20 protein-coding genes and 1 pseudogene are annotated in these 17,722 nt (G+C 69.7%); 13 read left to right on the forward strand and 8 right to left on the reverse strand.

Annotated features, from left to right (window positions below; translation table 11 throughout):
• The first annotated feature begins 403 nt into the window (after nt 1-403).
• From BLS95_RS40380 to BLS95_RS54815, 3 genes are all read left to right on the forward strand, one after another.
• Complete coding sequence (locus BLS95_RS40380; RefSeq protein WP_090944506.1) at nt 404-769, forward strand: hypothetical protein; 366 nt, start codon at nt 404-406, stop codon at nt 767-769.
• 28 nt (nt 770-797) lie between these two features.
• A complete protein-coding gene (locus BLS95_RS40385; protein ID WP_090944509.1) occupies nt 798-1,001 on the forward strand; it encodes a hypothetical protein in 204 nt (67 codons plus the stop codon).
• A 289-nt stretch (nt 1,002-1,290) separates the two neighbouring features.
• On the forward strand, nt 1,291-1,788 hold the full coding sequence (locus tag BLS95_RS54815) for a hypothetical protein (protein ID WP_143044075.1): 498 nt from the start codon (nt 1,291-1,293) through the stop codon (nt 1,786-1,788).
• Nucleotides 1,789-1,864: 76 nt separating this feature from the next.
• Here BLS95_RS54815 and BLS95_RS40395 read toward each other — a convergent pair whose 3' ends face one another.
• Nucleotides 1,865-2,446 (reverse strand): dihydrofolate reductase family protein, encoded by a 582-nt coding sequence (locus tag BLS95_RS40395; RefSeq protein WP_090944515.1) that lies wholly within the window; start codon nt 2,444-2,446, stop codon nt 1,865-1,867.
• 66 nt (nt 2,447-2,512) lie between these two features.
• On the reverse strand, nt 2,513-3,352 hold the full coding sequence (locus tag BLS95_RS40400) for a helix-turn-helix domain-containing protein (protein WP_218136230.1): 840 nt from the start codon (nt 3,350-3,352) through the stop codon (nt 2,513-2,515).
• Nucleotides 3,353-3,581: 229 nt separating this feature from the next.
• On the opposite strand from BLS95_RS40400, the gene BLS95_RS40405 reads away from it, so the two are divergent.
• From BLS95_RS40405 to BLS95_RS56235, 3 genes are all read left to right on the forward strand, one after another.
• Nucleotides 3,582-4,466, forward strand: a complete 885-nt coding sequence (locus tag BLS95_RS40405) for a GNAT family N-acetyltransferase (protein WP_245765582.1) — start codon at nt 3,582-3,584, stop codon at nt 4,464-4,466.
• The gene (locus BLS95_RS54820) at nt 4,463-4,906 is read left to right on the forward strand and encodes a hypothetical protein (RefSeq protein ID WP_143044076.1); all 444 of its coding nucleotides are present in this window, start codon (nt 4,463-4,465) and stop codon (nt 4,904-4,906) included. The genes BLS95_RS40405 and BLS95_RS54820 overlap by 4 nt, the downstream gene beginning before the upstream one ends.
• Before the next feature lie 598 nt (nt 4,907-5,504).
• Nucleotides 5,505-6,800, forward strand: a complete 1,296-nt coding sequence (locus BLS95_RS56235; RefSeq protein ID WP_090944520.1) for a hypothetical protein — start codon at nt 5,505-5,507, stop codon at nt 6,798-6,800.
• Nucleotides 6,801-6,873: 73 nt separating this feature from the next.
• Here BLS95_RS56235 and BLS95_RS40420 read toward each other — a convergent pair whose 3' ends face one another.
• Nucleotides 6,874-7,638, reverse strand: coding sequence for a TetR/AcrR family transcriptional regulator (locus BLS95_RS40420; RefSeq protein WP_090944747.1), 765 nt, complete (start codon nt 7,636-7,638; stop codon nt 6,874-6,876).
• Nucleotides 7,639-7,723: 85 nt separating this feature from the next.
• Between BLS95_RS40420 and BLS95_RS40425 the strand changes: the two genes are divergently transcribed.
• The 4 genes from BLS95_RS40425 (at nt 7,724) to BLS95_RS56240 (ending at nt 10,858) form a co-directional block, all read left to right on the forward strand.
• The gene (locus BLS95_RS40425; protein WP_090944523.1) at nt 7,724-8,668 is read left to right on the forward strand and encodes an ATP-binding cassette domain-containing protein; all 945 of its coding nucleotides are present in this window, start codon (nt 7,724-7,726) and stop codon (nt 8,666-8,668) included.
• Entirely contained in the window at nt 8,665-9,489 is an 825-nt protein-coding gene (locus BLS95_RS40430; RefSeq protein WP_090944526.1) for an ABC transporter permease, read from the forward strand. Before BLS95_RS40425 ends, BLS95_RS40430 begins: the two co-directional genes overlap by 4 nt.
• Before the next feature lie 63 nt (nt 9,490-9,552).
• Complete coding sequence (locus tag BLS95_RS40435) at nt 9,553-10,680, forward strand: serine hydrolase domain-containing protein (protein WP_090944529.1); 1,128 nt, start codon at nt 9,553-9,555, stop codon at nt 10,678-10,680.
• Between the two features lie 4 nt (nt 10,681-10,684).
• Nucleotides 10,685-10,858 (forward strand): hypothetical protein, encoded by a 174-nt coding sequence (locus tag BLS95_RS56240; RefSeq protein WP_176993643.1) that lies wholly within the window; start codon nt 10,685-10,687, stop codon nt 10,856-10,858.
• 598 nt (nt 10,859-11,456) lie between these two features.
• Here the strand turns inward: BLS95_RS56240 and BLS95_RS40440 are convergent.
• The 3 genes from BLS95_RS40440 to BLS95_RS40445 all read right to left on the reverse strand — a co-directional run bounded on the left by BLS95_RS40440 (nt 11,457) and on the right by BLS95_RS40445 (nt 13,626).
• Nucleotides 11,457-12,401, reverse strand: a complete 945-nt coding sequence (locus tag BLS95_RS40440) for an aldo/keto reductase (protein ID WP_090944532.1) — start codon at nt 12,399-12,401, stop codon at nt 11,457-11,459.
• Nucleotides 12,398-12,526 carry a hypothetical protein gene (locus BLS95_RS59310; RefSeq protein WP_281250092.1) on the reverse strand — a complete coding sequence of 43 codons (129 nt, stop codon included), beginning with the start codon at nt 12,524-12,526 and terminating at the stop codon, nt 12,398-12,400. The genes BLS95_RS40440 and BLS95_RS59310 overlap by 4 nt, the downstream gene beginning before the upstream one ends.
• Before the next feature lie 104 nt (nt 12,527-12,630).
• Nucleotides 12,631-13,626: an aldo/keto reductase gene (locus tag BLS95_RS40445; protein WP_090944535.1), complete on the reverse strand. Its 996-nt coding sequence runs from the start codon at nt 13,624-13,626 to the stop codon at nt 12,631-12,633.
• 130 nt (nt 13,627-13,756) lie between these two features.
• Between BLS95_RS40445 and BLS95_RS40450 the strand changes: the two genes are divergently transcribed.
• On the forward strand, nt 13,757-14,608 hold the full coding sequence (locus BLS95_RS40450) for a helix-turn-helix transcriptional regulator (protein ID WP_090944538.1): 852 nt from the start codon (nt 13,757-13,759) through the stop codon (nt 14,606-14,608).
• Between the two features lie 34 nt (nt 14,609-14,642).
• Here BLS95_RS40450 and BLS95_RS40455 read toward each other — a convergent pair whose 3' ends face one another.
• The gene (locus BLS95_RS40455; protein WP_176993644.1) at nt 14,643-15,623 is read right to left on the reverse strand and encodes a helix-turn-helix transcriptional regulator; all 981 of its coding nucleotides are present in this window, start codon (nt 15,621-15,623) and stop codon (nt 14,643-14,645) included.
• An 87-nt stretch (nt 15,624-15,710) separates the two neighbouring features.
• Between BLS95_RS40455 and BLS95_RS40465 the strand changes: the two genes are divergently transcribed.
• Complete coding sequence (locus BLS95_RS40465) at nt 15,711-16,814, forward strand: epoxide hydrolase family protein (RefSeq protein ID WP_090944544.1); 1,104 nt, start codon at nt 15,711-15,713, stop codon at nt 16,812-16,814.
• Between the two features lie 64 nt (nt 16,815-16,878).
• Here BLS95_RS40465 and BLS95_RS60005 read toward each other — a convergent pair.
• Nucleotides 16,879-17,366, reverse strand: a pseudogene (locus BLS95_RS60005) (MmyB family transcriptional regulator).
• A 53-nt stretch (nt 17,367-17,419) separates the two neighbouring features.
• Between BLS95_RS60005 and BLS95_RS56250 the strand changes: the two are divergent.
• A complete protein-coding gene (locus BLS95_RS56250) occupies nt 17,420-17,701 on the forward strand; it encodes an aldehyde dehydrogenase family protein (protein WP_245765584.1) in 282 nt (93 codons plus the stop codon).
• Nucleotides 17,702-17,722 lie beyond the last annotated feature (21 nt).

Genomic DNA, 17,722 nt, shown 5'->3' on the forward strand with positions numbered 1-17,722 from the left:
CCCCCGGCGCCAGCCGCCCGGGGACGGAAGGCTCGATGGATCTGAGGTTGTAACGCAGCGGCTTGGTAGTCCTGGGACGCCGCGAACTACCTGGTCAAAGTCCCAGCAGGGCATCGCCGCGCGGAACGTCCGGGACTGGGCGCGAACGCGGGTGTCAGTCGAGAGTTTCAGCGAGCAGTTCGGCAACATCCCGCACGTCTACCGGGCCTGGCCGCCGACCAGGATGCCGTCGCTGCTTGAATGGATCACCTGATTTAGCGCGAGAACGCCCCTGGCGGAGCGAGCCCTGCTGGCATGGGATGCTGAAGGGCTGTTTCTGTCGGGGAACGTGAATCGGCCCTTCCGCTTTGTCGCCAGGCCGGCCCCGACGGAACGCTCGGCGGCGGGGGCGCGAATACCTGGCATGGGAACGGAAGCGTTCTACACCACAGCCGCGCAGGTGATGCCGGCACTCGTGATCGCGTTCGGGGTCGAGGTCGCCTTTGTTCTGCAGTACCTGCAGCACCAGAGAGCGAGAGCGAAGCAGGCCGGTAAGCAGGATCTAGTCGCCGAGGCGGACACGAGCCAAGAGTGGATGGTCATGGTCGCGATCGGTCTCGCCATCGTGTTCATCGTGGGAGAAGTGTTGGCGTTCCTGGCGCTCGGTTTCGGGTGGTTCAACGTTGGGATGTTCATTCCGATCGGGATATGCCTCTTGCTGATGATCGGTGCGACCCTGTATGTCCCCATCCTTCGGGTCACGTTGACAGCGACCTGGGATGAAGATTAGCCGCAGTATTTCCTCTGAGGATCTCTTTATGGACAAGCTGAAGATGACCGCCCAGATCATAGCGGGGATCGTTGCCGTCCTGCTCGTCATCGCCATATGCGCAGCAGCCGTCGGCATTTGGACCAGCCTCATAGGCGTGGGTTTCGGGCGCGGCTTCATGTTCGGAGCCAGCGGCACGACAATTGCACTGGTTGCCGGTTGGCGAGCGGTCCGACGCGAAAAGAGAAAGTAACCAGCAAGGAGATAATAAGAGCCGAGGAAGCATATATGCTGCGGACCAGGCCAGCGACCCCCACGGGCGGACCCCATCGGCCCGTGGGCAGACCGCACGGGTGAGCGCCAACCGGGCGGCGGCGTGTATCCCCGCGCCTGCCCCCGCCAGCGCCGACCTGGACAAAGCTGGTCTGGATCGACGCCCGCGCGACCCGCGCCGCAAAACGCTCGACTGGACCTGCCACTGCGTCGAGGTCATCTGTGAATTACTGCGGTTGGGCTAGGGTGATGTTGAGTCAGGGGACGACATGGTGATTGTGCAGCGGATCGTGATCCGGTGGACCAAGCAGGCGCGTGGCGCCATAGAGGCCACACGGCGACGCGCGATCCCCTCGGCGTTCAAAGTGCCGCCAGTGCCCGACGCGCCACTCGTCGTTCACGATCCGCTCGCTGAGGGACGGACTGGGTACGTACCAGCCGCTGTCATATGCCGCCATCCCCTTCCAGCGCAGCTCAACGGGCTGCGTTTCGAGCTGTTCGAAGCAGCCGTTGAAGTGGCGCGAACCCCAGTGTGGGCCGCGTACCCGACCAACCGGTTTCCCGGCAAGGTGTTCTCGCTTCAGCCGGGAGAGCATGCCCGTTACCGAGCTAACTTTCGTTTCAGTGGCTACAGCACCGAGTGGTACTACGAACAATGGATCATCAATATCGCCTACAGACGGTGGCAAGGCGACATGTTCCTCACCGCGGAGATTGACCACGACAAGGACGAACGAGTGTCTTTGTACGGCGGCCCTCGCCGCTGACCCGGTGTCGGGCTCCGGGGGCCCACCGACGGAACGTCAGCCCGCCGGAGTGCGAGCTTCGCGTACCCCGGATCCGTCATCGGCGCACCCGATAGCGCAGGTGGAGCACCCGGTTGCCCTGGATCACCACGTCAGGATTCTCCAACAGGTGCTGTGCGTCGACCGACCCGAAGTAGCGCTTGCCGGACCCGAACACCACGGGTACGACGTCCATGCGCACCTCGTCGATCAGGCCCGCGGCAAGCACCTGGCCACCGACGTCGCCGGCGGCGACCTCGACCATGCGGTCACCCGCAAGCTCCTGCGCCTTGGCCACGGCTGCCTCGACGCCGTCGACGAAGTGGAACGGCGCCTCGGGGTCCCAGCCCTCGGGCATCGGCCGGTGCGTCACGACGACCACGTGGTCGATGCCGCTCGGCGGCTTCCCGTCCCAGCCGTCCGTCAGGTCGAAGACGTGGCGGCCGACGATCGTGACTCCGATCTGGTCCCAGTACGCCCGGGTGTAGTCGTAGGACGTCTGCGACACCTTCAGCCCGCCGCTCTCGTCCAACGGGACGTCACCGCTGGACAACCAGTCGAACAACGGTCCGGGCTGGTCATTCTCATCCGCGACGAAGCCGTCCACCGACACCGAGCTGTACATGACCACCTTGCCCACGGGGCTCTCCTCTGCTTTGGGGTGCCCCCAAATTAGCGTGTCGTGAGCTGCCGCTCTTGTAAGAAATCAATCGGCCGGCAGCGGCCAGCCGTCCAGCGCGTGGCCGGGATGTTCGCGCATGAACCGCCGCCGGACCTCGACGTACCGGGTCGGCGTGAGCCCGGTGAACGCCCGGAACTCGTGGCCGAAGTGGGCCTGGTCGAAGTAGCCTGCGCCACCGGCGAGGTCGCCCCAGTCGATCGGTCCGGCGGGGTCGATCGCGAACACGGTGGCGGTGAAGCGGTAGGTGCGGGCCAGCCGCTTCGGCGTGACGCCGATGAGCTCCTTGAACCGCTGTGCCAGATGAGTGCTGCTGACACCGGCTGCCACGCTCAGGTCGCCGATCGCCACCGCCCCGCTGGTCGCCGCAATGACGCTGCTCGTATGGCGGACCAGCCCCAGGCCGGCGGTCTCGCGCAGCCGTCGCATCAGCTCCTCCTCGAGCAGCGTCAGCATCTCGTGCGGCCCGGCCGCCGTGGCCAGCCGATCTCGCAGCTCAGCAATGGCGGGACGGCCCCAGACCTGCTCTACCGTCACCGGCCGGTCACACAGCTCGGCCGCGGGCATCGGCAGGAACGGCGCCACCCCCCACGGCTTGAAGTGCACGCCGACGGACCGGGTCCCCGGTGGGTAGCCGAACTCGAAGGCGCGGGTGGGTGTGGTGACCACGCAGCCGTCGGCGTACTCGGCCGTCTCGATGTCGGTGCCGGCGCGGATGCGGAACGGCGCACCGAGGTTGACGATGAGCAACGCCGACGGCATCGGCGGCAGCATCAGCCGGGCGTACGGCGGCGCACCCTCCAGGTAGTAAAGGTCGTCGATCAGCCCGTCCAGCGGCGGTCGCGGCACTTTGGACACGTACTCCACGGGTCACAGCATCGCCGATGCACGGGCGGGCCGCGAGGGGTGAGCATCGATCTCAATCCGCAGCCGCCGTGCCGATGCCTGCACTTGGTCATGCCTCTCATGGCGCGCCATCGACGTTCGTCGGTCGGCACGACGGAGGCGTGCAGACGGTCCATACGTGCACAGATATGAACTCATCGACCGGCGCGTATTGGACGTATCATCCCTGGTCCTCCTAGCGTTTCGTCGAGTGACGGAGCGACGCGCGATCCTCAGCGGATCGACCTTTGAGGAACAGATCGGGTACGCCAGGGCCGTCGTCGACGGCGATCGCGTAGACGTGTCGGGGACGAGCGGGTCCGACCACTCGGCCATGATCAGGGAACTTCATGCGAACGAGGAGTTCGAGCAGGTCGACGAGTTGTTCGGGCGGATCTGGGGGTTCGAGCCGGACAGCCGGCCGATCAGCGCCGGGCTGATGCGGGCGCTGACCTACGCGGGCAACTACGTCTCCGGTGCTTTCGACGGTGACCGGATGGTCGGGGCGTCGGTGGGCTTCTTCGGGCAGGACTCGACCCTGCACTCGCAGAACACGGGCGTGGAAGCGGGCCGGGGCATCGGCTTCGAGCTGAAGCTGCACCAGCGGCTGTGGGCGCTGGACCGCGGGATCTCCCGGATCACCTGGACCTACGACCCGCTGGTCCGCCGCAACGCCCACTTCAACCTGGCCAAGCTGGGCGCACGGCCCGCGGAGTACCTGCCGAACTTCTACGGCGTGATGGCCGACACCATCAACCAGGGCGACGAGTCCGACCGGCTTCTGGCCGTGTGGCCGCTGACCGATCCGCGGGTCGAGGCGGCGGTCCGGCGGGTGCCGTACCTGCCGGCGGTGCCGGAGGATGCCGTGGTCGGGCTGGGTGACGATGGCGACCGGCCGGTCGAGGGCCGTAGCGACAGGCGTGTGGTGCTGGTCGCGGTCCCTGAGGACATCGAGCTGCTGCGCGGGGTGGACGTGGGCGCCGCCAAGGCGTGGCGGCACGCCGTGCGTGACGTTCTGGGCGGTCTCATGGAGGAGGGCGCCACGGTGACCGGCTTCCATCGCAAGACGTACTACGTGGTCGAGCGGAACCCATGAAGCTCACCGGGGTGGAGCCGCGGTGGATCACGATGCCGCCCGCCTCGCCGTTCCGCATGTTGTTCGGGATCGAGACGATGCTGGACGTGCTGATCCGCTCCCTCGCTACAGCCCGGAGTACGTGGACGGCTGCGGGAAATGCCTCCCCCAAAGATGAGCGCCGGCAGCATCGCCCAAGCCATCCGCCACAGCTCCCGCGACGCCACCCGCACCCTCACCATCTCCGACCCCGCACAATCGAAATCAGGACAAAACTCCATTTCGCCGGAGCCCTGGCGATTTCGGACCTTGCTGCTGAACGATTTGACGTGTTGTTTAGGTTTGTAGAGGTGAAGGCGATTGTCTCCATGGGCATATCTGATGCTGTCCGGATGCCTATCAAAATAAGGCATCGGATTTTCGCGACCGATTCACTCATGAATGGAAACGAAACCACGTGAATACCGAAACTCGGCAATCGCGGACACCGCGCCACGGGCGTATGGCGACGCTAGCTCTGGCCGCTGCGGCCGCGGGTGTCATGTTCGTTCCGCTACAGGTCCAGGGGGTCGCAAGCGCGGACTCCGCCTCCCCGGCCAACGCTGCGTACATCGCAACGGACGACTTCGACCACGACAGGTTCCACCATCATCACCACCGGCCCTGGCCCTTCCGCGGGATCTATAACCACCATCGGTCCTGGCCCTACCACTCGAACCATCACCACCACGGGTTCTGGCCCCACCACCGCCACGGTTGGTAGCCTGTGGCGCACGGGCCGGCGGGCATGGGTGTCTCTATAACGCTGTGAACGGCGATTGAGACGAAATCGATCTCGCCTGCTCGAAAAAGGTGAACGACGAATGCCGTGACGAATTATTCGCCACGGCACTCGTCGATTCGGCGTCATTCGGACCAGCGGATCGAGCGCCGGGTCACCGGCATTTCCGCTTTGGTGCTGGTGGAGCCGAACCTGCGTTGCAAGAGCCGCGAGAGGGGTTCCCCGCCGGTCGCCTCGCCGCCTCAGTGGCGGCGACCTGCTGTGCGAGACTGCTGGGCATGACGACGGCGCGCCGGGCACTGGCCGGCATCATGGCGGTGACGGCGCTCGTCGGCTGCACCTCCGCCACGGACCTCCCGCCCGCCGCCGGACGTACGACGGCCCCCGTCACCGGACAGGACACGGCGGATTTATCCCCCCGCCCGGCCGACCCTGTCGAGCTTCCGCCGCTGCCGGCCCGCCCGGCGCGTTGCCTTCCGCCCGACGAGGGGCGCCACGACCTGCGGGCTCACGATGCCCCGACGCAGTGGCGGATGATCCGGGTCGACCGCGACAAGGGAGACATGGACCTGCTCGCAGCCGCCGCCGACGGCACACTCTGGACCACCTATCGCCACGGGAACGAGGTGCTGCTGCGCCGCTGGAACGGCAGGGAATGGCGGTCGTTCGAGCTGCCGGCCTCGCCGGGGCGGGGTGCCGTCGGGCCTGTCGCCCTCGCCGCCTCCTCGGTACGGCTGGCCTGGGCGATCGGCCAGATCATGCCGGGTCCGGGCGTGATCGGCGTGGTCAGCACCTATGAGGGCGGGCACTGGCGTACGCAGCCACTGGCGGAACCGGCGGGCGGCGTGATCGGCGGGGGCGGCACGGCTGCCCGGTCCGTCGGACCCGACGGTGCCTGGACGGTGAACGAGCGGACGGCCCTGCGGTGGACGGGGCATGAGTGGCGCTCCTACCTCCTGCCCGCCAACGCTGGGGAGCTCGGCTCGGAGGGCGAGCAGGTGTGGGCGGTCAGCGGAGGATACGACCCGCCCGCGGCGATGCGCTGGGAGCAGGGCGGATGGCGGCTGATCGGGGTACCGGCTCTGGAGGCGCCGGTCGACTTCATGGCGCCGCGCGAGATTCTCACCGATGTCGTCGTGCTCGGGCGCGACGACGTCTGGGTCGTGGGCGGGGTCTCAGGACGGATGGCGCACGAGTACGACCGGGACGGCGAGCCTCTCGTCAAGGGTCACCCGTTCGCGCTGCACTGGAACGGGGCTTCATGGACCTGTCACTGGGCCCCGCTCGGCTCCAGCGAGGATGGAAGTTCCGAGCCGAACAGCTTCGGCCAGGCGGAGCCCGACGGCGGGGGCGGTCTGTGGGTGCAGAGCCGCGGAGGTGTGCTCTGGCACCTGTCCGGCGGGACCTGGACCCGCCATCGCGTCCCCGCGCCGGCCGGATACCGAGCCCTCGTCGCCTCCCTGGCCCGGCGGCCCGGCACCGGCGAGGTCTACGCGGTGGGTTCGGTGAGGTCGACGGGCCACGGCGGAGAAGTCACCCACGCCGCCCTCTGGCGCGCCAGGACCACCCGCTAGACCGGACACCGCTGCTCACAACCGCGCCGCGAGGTCGGTGTGGCGCCATCAGGGCTTGCACTCGGATGGTCGGCTACGAGCCGGCCTTTCCCTCTCGGTGCGCCGAAGGGGAAGACCCGGCCGTTGATGGGAGGGCTGCGGCGATGCAGTCGAGGACGCGCTCCAGCCCGTACCGGAACTGGTCGTCACGGCTCAGGCGCGGCTGGCGCGACTCCATCACGATCTTGGTGAAGATCGGGTAGTCCCCGCTGTTCACCAATTGCTGGATGCGCGGGTAGCTCCGCGCCATCCACTCCGACTCGCTGAGCCCGCTGCGGCGGACTTCCTCGGCGGAGCTGATCTCCTCGCGGACGGTGCCCTCGATGTAGCTGTTCAGCATGGCCATGAGGCGGAGGTTCTCGTCGATGGAGACGTGGGCGTCCAGGACCCCCATCACTCGTTCGATCAGCAGCAGCTGGTTGGGACCGTAGCTGGGGAGTGCCCGGTGCACGGCGGCGATCCACGGGTGCCGCAGCCACATCGCCCGCAGCCCGTGGGCGTAGTGGGTCAGGTCCGCGCGCCAGTCGCCGGAGGGCATGCCCGTGACGTCGATCTCGCCCTGCAGCCGGTCGGCCACGAGTTCGATGAGGTCGTCGCGGCTCGGGACGTAGCGGTAGAGGGACATGGCGCCCGCGCCGATCTCGGCGGCGATCCGCCGCATGGTGACTGCCTCCAGGCCCTCGGCGTCGGCGAGCCGAATCGCCGACGCGGCGATCTGGGCGCGGCTGTAGGTGGGTTTCGGCCCGCGGGCCGGGCGCTCGGGCCGCATCCAGATGTTCACGTATTCGGCATCGGCCACCGGCTCCACCCCCTAGTTGCGTACATAGTACCCAGTAGCTTAGCCTGGCCCCGAAACCGCGTACAACGTACCCAGTGGAGGGGTCATGTCTGATCCGATGGTCGTCGCCGAGGGGCTGCACAAGTCCTTCGGCGACACCCACGCGTTACGGGGCCTGGACCTGAGCGTCCCGAGAGGAACGGTCTGCGGCGTGCTCGGGCCGAACGGCGCCGGGAAGACGACCGCCGTACGCATCCTGGCGACCTTGTCCGATCCCGATGCCGGACACGCCCGCATCGCCGGATACGACGTCGTCCGCGAGGCCGGCCAGGTGCGGGACAGGATTGGGCTCGCCGGCCAGTACGCCGCCGTGGACGAGAAGCTGACCGGCCGGGGCAACCTGCGCATGTTCGGGCGCCTCTACCACCTTTCCCGGCGCGAGGCGCACCGGCGGGCCGACGAGCTGCTCGAACGCTTCGATCTGATGGACGCCGCCGATCGTCAGGTCGCCGGCTACTCCGGCGGTATGCGACGCCGCCTCGACCTGATCACCAGCCTCATCCTGCGCCCCGAGGTGCTCTTCCTGGACGAGCCGACCACCGGCCTGGACCCGCGCAGCCGTGGCGAGATCTGGGACAGCGTCCGCGAACTGGTGGCGGACGGCACCACGGTGCTGCTCACCACGCAGTATCTGGACGAGGCCGACCAGCTGGCCGACGACATCGCCGTCATCGACCACGGGCGGGTGATCGCCACGGGCACTCCCGACGAGCTGAAGGCCACCATGGGGGACCGCCTCGACGTCGTCCTCGAAGACCCCGCCGCGCTGCGTCCGGCGGCGACCGTACTGACCACCCTGGCCGGGACCGAACCCACGACGACGAGCGCCGACCGGCTGAGCGTCGCCCTGCCCGGCGGCGGTTTCCGGCTCGCCGACATCGTGCGCGAACTCGACCGCGCCGGAGTCGCCGCGGTCGACGTGAGCCTGCGCCGTCCCACCCTCGATGAGGTGTTCCTGCGCCTCACCGACCGGAAGGAACGTGTCTCATGACCACCCTCGCTCCGCCGATGGGCCGGCGCCTGCGCTGGACGTTCGCCGACGGGCTGACCCTGGTCGGCCGCGAGCTGGGACGGCTGCGCCAGGAACCCGGCGAACTCGTCGGCGCGCTGGTCTTCCCGGCCATCATGGTGGTCCTGTTCGGGTACGTCTTCGGCAGCGCGATCCAGGTGCCGGACGGCGGCGACTACCGCGAGTACCTCATGCCCGGCTTGTTCTCGATGGTGACCTTCACTGCGGTACAGGGGGTCATGGGGCGGATGGCTGCCGACTCCGCCCGCGGCGTGATGGACCGGTTCCGCTCCATGCCGATGGCGCGGTTGGCGGTGCCGTTCGGGCAGACCGGCGCCGACTCCCTGGTCGGCCTGCCGCTGCTGGCCGTCATGGTGGGCGCGGGCTTGCTGGTGGGCTGGCAGCCGCACCGCGGTCTGATTCCCGCGGCCGGCGCGTTCGGCCTGATACTCCTGCTGCGGTACGCGCTGAGCTGGGTGGGCGTCTACGTGGGCCTGGTGGTGAAGAACGAGCAGATCGTCGCCCAGGTGGTGGTTCCGCTGTTCCTGCCGTTCACGATGTTGTCCAACTCGTTCGTGCCCACCGGCGGCATGCCGGGATGGCTGCGGTTCCTGGCCGACTGGAACCCGGTGAGCGCGCTCACCGCCGCCTCACGGGAGCTGTTCGGCAATCCGGGCGCCCCGTCCGGCGACGTGGCCTGGCCACTCGCGCATCCGGTGGCCGCCGTCCTGTTCTGGTCGGCCGCGCTGCTGGGGGTGTTCGTTCCGCTGTCGCTCCGTGCCTTCACGCGCAGAGGACGCTGAACGCTCCAGGCATCCGCAGACCACTTGTTCGGCTCCGATGAGTTTTCCTCTGAAAGGCAGTAAATGGCGCACAACATCCACGACGAGGTGCAGCAGGTCCTGGACTGGGCTGTGGCCGAGGACGGCGTTCCCGGTATCGTCGCCGAGGTTCACGACGCCGATGGGACATGGTTCGGCACGGCCGGAGTGGCCGACCTCGCCCTCGGGCATCGGCGTCAGTCCGAGGAGTACCTCCACGTCGGCAGCTCCGGTAAGGCCTTCACCGCCGCCACCGTGCTGGCCCTGGCAGCCGAAGGCCGACTGAGCCTCGAGAACCCGGTGAACACGTGGCTGCCCGGCGTCATGGAGTCGGGCGGCTACGACGGCGACAAAATCACCATCCGGCATCTGCTCAACCACACCAGCGGCCTGTTCCTCACCGGCCTCGCACCAGAGCTACAGCACAGCATCGCCACCCAGTCGGCCCGCATCTGGACCACCTCCGAGCTGATGAAGCTCGCGGTGTCCCAGCCGCCGGTCAGCGAGCCGGGCGAGCAGTTCATCTACGCCAACGGCGGCTACTACCTGGCTGGCGCGATCATCGAGAAGGTCACCGGCAACACCTACCTCGCCGAAGTCGAACGCACAGTCATCCGGCCGCTCGGCCTGACCCACACCTACGTACGGCCCGCCGACGCCACGAGCTATCCCCACCCGTATCCCAAGTCCTACGTTGCCGGCGCCCTCAAGGACGGCGTCGACCCGGCAACGCTCACCACGGCGAACTGGGCGTCAATGATCGACCATGACAAGCCGCCCATCGACGTCACCGCGCTCAACACCTCATGGGGCTGGGCGGCCGGCGGCATCGTCTCCACCACCGAAGACCTGACCCGCTTCCTCAAGGCGATCGCGACCGGCGGCCTGCTGCCACCGGCTCAGCACCACGAGATGTGGACCATGGTCGCCAACGACGGCGTCGTCTGGCTGCCGCACGCCCGCTACGGCCTCGGCGTGATCGAGTTCGACCGCGCGGGGATGGGCGGCCTGACCGTGCGTGGCGTCAGCGGCACCCTCCCGGGATCCTTCACCCTCGCGCTGTGCACCGACGACGGCCGGCGGAGCGTCGTCATCCACACCAACATCGAGCCGAAGACCCTGGACATCCCCCTCAAGATCATCAAGGCGATGTACGGCGTCGCCCTCGACTGACCTGATGGCCGGAAACGGGCCCCACGCGGACCTGTCCGGCCACCCGGCCGCCGCCGTCATCCAGGCGCTCGCCACCACCTTGGCCGAGGTGATCGCCGCCCCCTTGGCGGAGGTGATCGCCGCCCCCTTGGCGGAGGTGATCGCCGAACAAAGGCTGAGTTTCGCCGTCTCGCGGTGATGTCCGGCGTCAGTCGGCAGACCATCAACGACCTCGTCGGGGGCCGCTGCCGAGGGGCCAATGTGACCCGATGCCGAGCGCACCCAGGCGGGAGTCCCAGGGGCGGCGGTCAGGCAGAGGGGGTGCCGCCTGCTCGTCGCCGCCGTGCGCTCTGCCCGGGGGACGCACCGGCAACTCACATATCTCCTCTGACCTGGGCAAACATGGCGTCTGACGGTTACGGTCGGCGGGGGTATCGGTCCGTGCGGCAGCGATCCGGTGGGAAATCTTCGTCACCGGACAGGTCGCCGGCCGCGCCGGGCGACCGAGCTGCTGGAGGAGCCGACCGGACTCCTGCTGTGACCCGCGCCGGCGTTTCCCGAAGTTCCGTCCCCTTGACGGCCTTCAGCTGTGAGGAGCTGGGCCGGCGCCGGCTCAGCAGGGCGGTGGTTTCGTGACGTGCCCGCACGTGACCGCCCACGGACACGTCGCTGCCCGCCACCAGGTCAGGTGCGTCGGACGCCGCCGCTGGTCACTGCGGTGGCGCAGGCACGCACCTCCAGCTCTTGACTCGTGGAGCACGGTGGGATGGCGGGAAGCACGTGGTCGGCCGCCTTGGTCAGGAGGTGTTCGTGGGAGTTGCCTCGTGCTTCGGGTTGAGGCGGTCTCGTAAAGCGTCGTAGACGTCCGGTGGGAGTGGGCCCTTCTCGGCGGCTGCGGCGTTGGCGCGCACGTGCGCGGCCTGGGTGGAGCCCACGATCACCGCGTGCAGATCTTGGTGGCTGAGGACGAAGCGGAGCAGGAGTTCCATCGTCGGGGCGCCGTCTGCCAGGTCGTCCAGGCCGGCGGCGGCGAGGCGGGCGTGGCGGTCGGCGAGCGGCCGGCGGATCGGCTCCGGCAGGGCCTCGGGCGGGGCCGTGAGCGGGCGGGCGATGGAGCCGCGGGCGATCGTCCCCGCGCCGGCTGCCGCGGCGGCGCCGAGGAGTCGCTCGTGGGAGCGGTCGAGCGGCGAGTAGGGCAGGAGGAACACGTCGAAGGCCCCGAGGGCGATGTGGTCCGGAAGGTTGGGCAGATTTCCTGACATGCCGGTGAAGCGGATCATGCCTTCGTCCTGGAGGGCCCGCATCTCGGCGATCGTGTCCTCGGCCTTCAGCACGGCGACGCTCGGGCTCATGTGCACCATCAGGATGTCAAGGTGGTCGGTACGCATCCGGCGCAAACTCTGCTCGACGCACGCGCGGACGTTCGCCCTGGTGTAGACGTGCGGCGGAGCCGTACGCGGGTCACCGTCCGCGGCGAGCGGGCACCCGCACTTGCTGGAAAGGACGAACTCCTCACGCCGGTGGGAGATCCAGCGGCCGATGTGCTCCTCGGCGTCGCCGTAGTCCGGCGAGGTGTCGATGAGGTTCGTCCCCGAATCGAGGACCGTGTTGAGCACCGTGCGGGCCTCATCGTCGCTGATCGGTCTCCCCCACGCCTGTGGCCCGCGCAGCTCCATCGCCCCGTAGCCGAGGCGGCTCACGCGCAGTCCGGTCCTCCCGAGCTTCGTGGTCGGCAACGTCACGTGATCGTCCTCGTTTCGGTGTCGGCCCTCCTGGCGCGTCCATATGCGGCAAGGGCATGGAAGGCGGCTTTCGGCTCCCAGGGCAGCCCCGGCATGCCGAAGCCGACGGTGTCGGAGTCTCGCATCAGGCCCCCTTCGTGGATGCCGGCGGCTCCGCAGCACTCTACCACCATGATTGCGTGGCACGCATAGAATGCGCTTCACGCAATGCCTCGCCGGGAAGCCAGGCTCAGTTGCCCACGCCGAGGTCGGCCATGAACGCGGCCGGGTATCGGTCGCCGAGCGCCGCGCCGGGCGGCGCCACCTGCTCGATCCGGGCGAGGTCGTCCGCGGTGAGGTTCAGGTCCGTCGCGGGCAGCGCCTCGGCCAGCCGTTCGCGGGTGCGGGCGCCGACCAGCGGCACGATGTCCTCGCCCTGTGCGGCCACCCAGGCGATGGCCAACTGGGCGACGGTGCCGCCCTTGGCCTCGGCGATCCTGCGCAGGGCGTCCACGAGGGCGAGGTTGTGCTCCAGGTTCCCGCCGGCGAACCTCGGGAGCAGGCCGCGGTGGTCGCCGGGACCGGCGGTACGGCCGGCGGTCCAGTGCCCGGAGATGAGACCGCGGCCGAGGACGCCGTACGCGGTCAGGCCGATGCCGAGCTCCCGCAGAGTGGGCAGGACCTCGGCCTCCACCGCGCGGGACAGCAGCGAGTACTCGATCTGCAGGTCGGCGATCGGGTGCACGGCGTGCGCCCGGCGGATCGTGGCGGCATCGACCTCCGAGAGCCCGATGTGCCGTACATGTCCGGCCTCGACCATCTCCTTGATCGCGCCCACCGTCTCCTCGATCGGTACGGCGGGATCCAGCCGGGCGGGCCGGTAGATGTCGATGTGGTCGGTGCCCAGCCGGGTCAGCGAGTAGGCCAGGAAGTTCTTCACCGCCTCGGGGCGGCCGTCCTTGCCACCGAGCTCGCGGCCCGGCCCGCCCAGCATGCCGAACTTGACGCTCAGCACGTAGCTGTCGCGATCCCGGCCGCGCAGCGCCTCGGCGAGCAGCAACTCGTTGTGGCCCATGGCGTAGAAGTCGCCGGTGTCGATCAACGTGACGCCGGCCTCCAGCGCGGCGTGCACGGTGGCGATGCTCTCCGCACGGTCCGCGGCGCCGTAAGCGCCCGACATGCCCATCGCGCCCAGGCCCAGCGCGGAGACCTCCGGTCCTGTACGGCCCAGCGTTCGTGTTCGCATCACGTTCTCCCGTGTTGTCGAGGTCATGCCCCCAGCCTGGGCCGGAGCCGGGGCGGGCGGAAGCGGAGCGTTCATCATGGGAGAGCCGCTCCCTGGCTCGGCCCGCAGGCCACCGGGCAGAATGAAGGCCATGCAACGCGACCAGCTCGCCGACTTCCTGCGCCGTCGCCGCGAGACGATCCGCCCGGCCGAGGTGGGACTCGCCGACAGCCCCCGCCGCCGCACCAGCGGCCTGCGCCGGGAAGAGGTGGCGATGCTCGCCGGCATTTCGGTGGACTATGTCGTACGCCTGGAGCAGGGCCGCAGCAGCCAGCCCTCGACCCAGCTGCTCGGCGCGCTGGCCCGGGCGTTGCGCCTGTCCGACGACGAGCGCGACCACCTGTTCCACCTGGCCGGCCACCGACCCCCGCCCGCCGACGGGGTGGCCCGCCTGGCCCGCGCCGGCCTGATCCGCATGCTCGACCTGCTCGGCGACACCCCGGCCGTGGTGCTGTCCGACCTGGGAGAGGTACTCGCCCAGAACCGGGCGGCCCGCCTGCTGATGGACGACCTCACCGGTTTCACCGACTACCGGCGCTATCTCGTGTACCGCTGGTTCACCGAGCCGGCCGCCCGCGCCGCCCACCCGCCCGATCAGCAGGAGCATCAGGCCCGCCAGGCGGTGGCCGACCTGCGCGCGGCCGCCGGCCGCCGATCCGGCGACCCCACGGTCGCCGGGCTCATCGAGCGCCTGGAGGCGGTGAGCGCCGACTTCCGCCGGCTCTGGGCCGAGCACGAGGTTGCCGTCCGGCGCGCCAACCGCAAGACCCTGCTGCATCCGCGGGTGGGCCGCCTGGTGGTGGACTGCGAGACCCTGTTCACCCCCGACCAGGGCCAGCAGCTGCTGGTGTTCACGCCGGCGGACGCCGAGACGCGCGAGCGGCTGGAGCTGCTGCGGGTGCTCGGCATCGAGGAGTTCCCCATGGACGCCCCCGTACGGTGAGGCGACCGAACCAGTCCGCCGATGGGCACCAGGTCTACGACTCCGGAAGCACGCCCGAGGGGTCTCCGGTGGCACGCAGGAACCGGTGGGCCAGGGCGCGCAGTTCCGTGACCAGCTCCGGCGAGTCCTCCACCGTGAAGTCCTCGCCGAGCATGGCCAGGTAGCTCGCCAGCATCAGGGGACTGTCCGAGCCGGGCTCGAAGACGCACCGCTCGTCGTCCAGCGGCCGGATCTCGGCCGGCATCGGCAGCTTCGCGGCCACCCGCTCGGCCGGTGCGTGAACGATCACGCGTGCCCGGTAACGCCAGGTCGCGGTGCCGGCGCCGCGAGACACGTGCCGGGCGACGTCGCCGCCCTCGGGCAGCGGGCGCGGGGTGAAGCGGGGACCGGCCGGGGTGCGCGGCCGGATGCGGTCGGCGCGGAAGGTCCGCCAGTCGCCCCGGTCGAGGTCCCAGGCCAGCAGGTACCAGCGGCGCCCGGTGTGGACGAGCCGGTGCGGCTCGGTGACGCGTACGCTGTCGCCGCCGTCGTGATCGCGGTAGTCGAAGCGGAGCCGCTCGTGGTCGCGGCAGGCGGTCGCGATCGTGGTCAGGACGCCGCCGTCGACGCTCGGCCCCGACCAGGGCGCCGGCACCGTGTACGCCTGCAGCGCGTCGACCCGGCGGCGCAGCCGGGACGGCAGCACCTGCAGCAGCTTGACCAGCGCGCGGGCGGCGGTCTCCTCGATCCCGGCCACGGTCCCGCCGGCGGCGGTGCGCAGGCTCACCGCGATGGCGACGGCCTCCTCGTCGTCGAGCAGCAGCGGCGGCAACTGGGCGCCGACGCCCAGCCGGTAGCCGCCGGCCGCTCCGGGGGTGGCCCGCACCGGGTAGCCGAGGGCGCGCAGGCGTTCCATGTCGTTGCGGATGGTGCGGGTGGTCACCTCCAGGCGGGCGGCCAGTTCGTCGCCGGTCCAGTCACGGCGGGCCTGGAGCAGGGACAGCAGTCTGAGCAGCCGGGCCGAGGTCTCCAACATTCCTCAAGTCTGCCCTGAATTCCGGAAAGAACCGTTCCGGAATGGTCCGTAGCGTGGGGGTTGTTCCCGAGCCCAAGGAGGCACCGGATGGAGATCCGGCCGTTCACCATTGACATCCCGCAGGCCGACGTCGACGACCTGACGAGCCGCTTGGCCCGGACCCGCTGGCCGGACGGGCTGCCCGCCGCCGGGTGGAGCCGCGGCGTGCCGCTGGAGTTCCTCAAGGAGCTGACCGCGTACTGGGCCGAGGGCTACGACTGGCGTGCCGCCGAGGCGGGGCTCAACGAGTATCCGCAGTTCACCACCGAGATCGACGGGCAGCAGGTCCACTTCCTGCACGTCCGCTCCGGCGACCCCGGCGCCATGCCGCTGGTGCTCACCCACGGTTACCCCAGCGCGTTCGCCGAGTTCACCCGGCTGATCGAGCACCTGCGGCAGGACTTCCACCTGGTGGTCCCGTCGCTGCCCGGCTTCGCCTTCTCCACCCCAGTGCGTGAGACCGGCTGGGCGCTGGGCCGCACCGCCCGCGCCTGGGCCGAGCTGATGCGCCGCCTCGGCTACGACCGGTACGGCGTGCACGGCGGCGACATCGGCGCGGGTGTCTCCGGCGCGGTCGCCGGGCTCGACAGGGAGCACGTCGTGGGCGTCCACGTGGTGACCGATCCGTACACGGCTGCGGCCACAGCCACGTTCCTCCCGGGGATGGGCGACCGGCTCGACCCTGCGGACCCGGTGGACGAGCTGGCCTTGGCGCGGATGGCGGAGTTCCGTGCCGACGGCACCGGCTACCTGACGATCCAGAACACCCGCCCCCACACCATCGGATACCTGCTCAACGACTCCCCCGCCGGACAGCTCGGCTGGCTCGCCGAGAGCTTCGAGCGGTGGACCGACCTGCCCTACGACCGCGACCAGCTCCTCACGATCGCCTCCCTCTACTGGTTCAGCGGTTCCGGTGTCTCCGCCGCCGGTTTCCTGTACGAGCAGGCGCACTCCTCCGACTGGGGGGCGCCGCCGGCCGTGCCCCAGGGGTACGCGGTGTTCGGCGCCGACGCCACGGCCCGCCGGCTGATCGACCCGCCCGCCGGGACGCATTGGGCGGAGTACGAGCGGGGACGGCACTTCCCGGCGATGGAGGCACCCGAGGTGCTGGCCGCCGACCTGCGTACCTTCTTCGCGGGACTCAAGTGACCTCCGGGCGATCCGCCCCGGGTCACCGGAGCGACGTCGCCCGGTCTCCTGGCAGGCTTCGCGCTCAGTCCCGCGTGGCGGCCGACCAGTCTCTCTTGACGTCGTGGGCCGCCCACAACCGCCGGAAGTCCGCACTCTTCATGGAGAGCTCTCCGACCAGCGCCGCGAGCAGCGGATCTGCCACGTGCAGGCCGGCGTCCAGCCTCAGGTGCCCCACCACGTCGGAAGCCTTGGCTTCCCAGTCGACGAAGAGCCGCCGGGCCGCCGGGTCGAGGAGGGTGATCCTGGCCCAGTTCCGCTCCTGCGGGGTCGCGCCGCCCAGTCGCCGAAGAGCGCGGAGGCCGTACGGTTCCACGCCAGCACGTCGGTACGGCGGCCCCACACGTACGCGGGCACGCCTTCCACCGCCGCCAGCAGCTCCAGTAGCGCGGGCCGCACCCGCGGGCGTTGCGGCGCGGGCCGCCGCGTCGGCCGCTCCGGCTTGGCGAGGTGCAGCAGGTGGGCGTGCTCGGCGTCGGAGAGCCGGAGCGCACCGGAGATCGCGTCCAGCACCTCGACCGAGACGTTGCGAGGAGATCCTCGGGCCGGCGGTCACCGTGATCACCGTGGACGACGACCAGGCGGTGGCCATCGCCAACGACACCGACTACGGGCTGACCGCCAGTGTGATCACGGAGGACGCGCGGCGCGGGCTGGCGATGGCGCGGCGGCTGGGCACCGGCATCGTGCACGTCAACAACCAGACGGTGGACGACGAGCCGCAGGTGCCGTTCGGTGGCGTGAAGGACAGCGGCTACGGCCGGTTCGGCGGCCGGTGGGGCGTGGAGGCGTTCACCACGACCCGGTGGGTGACGCTCGCCGGGCAGCACAACGTCTTCCCCTACTGAGGAACTCAAGGAAGCCGGGCG

The organism is Nonomuraea jiangxiensis (assembly GCF_900099965.1).
Classification (GTDB): Bacteria; Actinomycetota; Actinomycetes; order Streptosporangiales; family Streptosporangiaceae; genus Nonomuraea; species Nonomuraea jiangxiensis.

Coding starts and splice junctions, on each gene's coding strand:
- BLS95_RS40380 (WP_090944506.1), top strand. CDS start 404: ATGGGAACGGAAGCGTTCTACACCACAGCCGCGCAGGTGATGCCGGCA.
- BLS95_RS40385 (WP_090944509.1), top strand. CDS start 798: ATGGACAAGCTGAAGATGACCGCCCAGATCATAGCGGGGATCGTTGCC.
- BLS95_RS54815 (WP_143044075.1), top strand. CDS start 1,291: ATGGTGATTGTGCAGCGGATCGTGATCCGGTGGACCAAGCAGGCGCGT.
- BLS95_RS54820 (WP_143044076.1), top strand. CDS start 4,463: ATGAAGCTCACCGGGGTGGAGCCGCGGTGGATCACGATGCCGCCCGCC.
- BLS95_RS56235 (WP_090944520.1), top strand. CDS start 5,505: ATGACGACGGCGCGCCGGGCACTGGCCGGCATCATGGCGGTGACGGCG.
- BLS95_RS40425 (WP_090944523.1), top strand. CDS start 7,724: ATGTCTGATCCGATGGTCGTCGCCGAGGGGCTGCACAAGTCCTTCGGC.
- BLS95_RS40430 (WP_090944526.1), top strand. CDS start 8,665: ATGACCACCCTCGCTCCGCCGATGGGCCGGCGCCTGCGCTGGACGTTC.
- BLS95_RS40435 (WP_090944529.1), top strand. CDS start 9,553: ATGGCGCACAACATCCACGACGAGGTGCAGCAGGTCCTGGACTGGGCT.
- BLS95_RS56240 (WP_176993643.1), top strand. CDS start 10,685: ATGGCCGGAAACGGGCCCCACGCGGACCTGTCCGGCCACCCGGCCGCC.
- BLS95_RS59310 (WP_281250092.1), bottom strand. CDS start 12,526: ATGCGAGACTCCGACACCGTCGGCTTCGGCATGCCGGGGCTGCCCTGG.
- BLS95_RS40445 (WP_090944535.1), bottom strand. CDS start 13,626: ATGCGAACACGAACGCTGGGCCGTACAGGACCGGAGGTCTCCGCGCTG.
- BLS95_RS40450 (WP_090944538.1), top strand. CDS start 13,757: ATGCAACGCGACCAGCTCGCCGACTTCCTGCGCCGTCGCCGCGAGACG.
- BLS95_RS40455 (WP_176993644.1), bottom strand. CDS start 15,623: ATGTTGGAGACCTCGGCCCGGCTGCTCAGACTGCTGTCCCTGCTCCAG.
- BLS95_RS40465 (WP_090944544.1), top strand. CDS start 15,711: ATGGAGATCCGGCCGTTCACCATTGACATCCCGCAGGCCGACGTCGAC.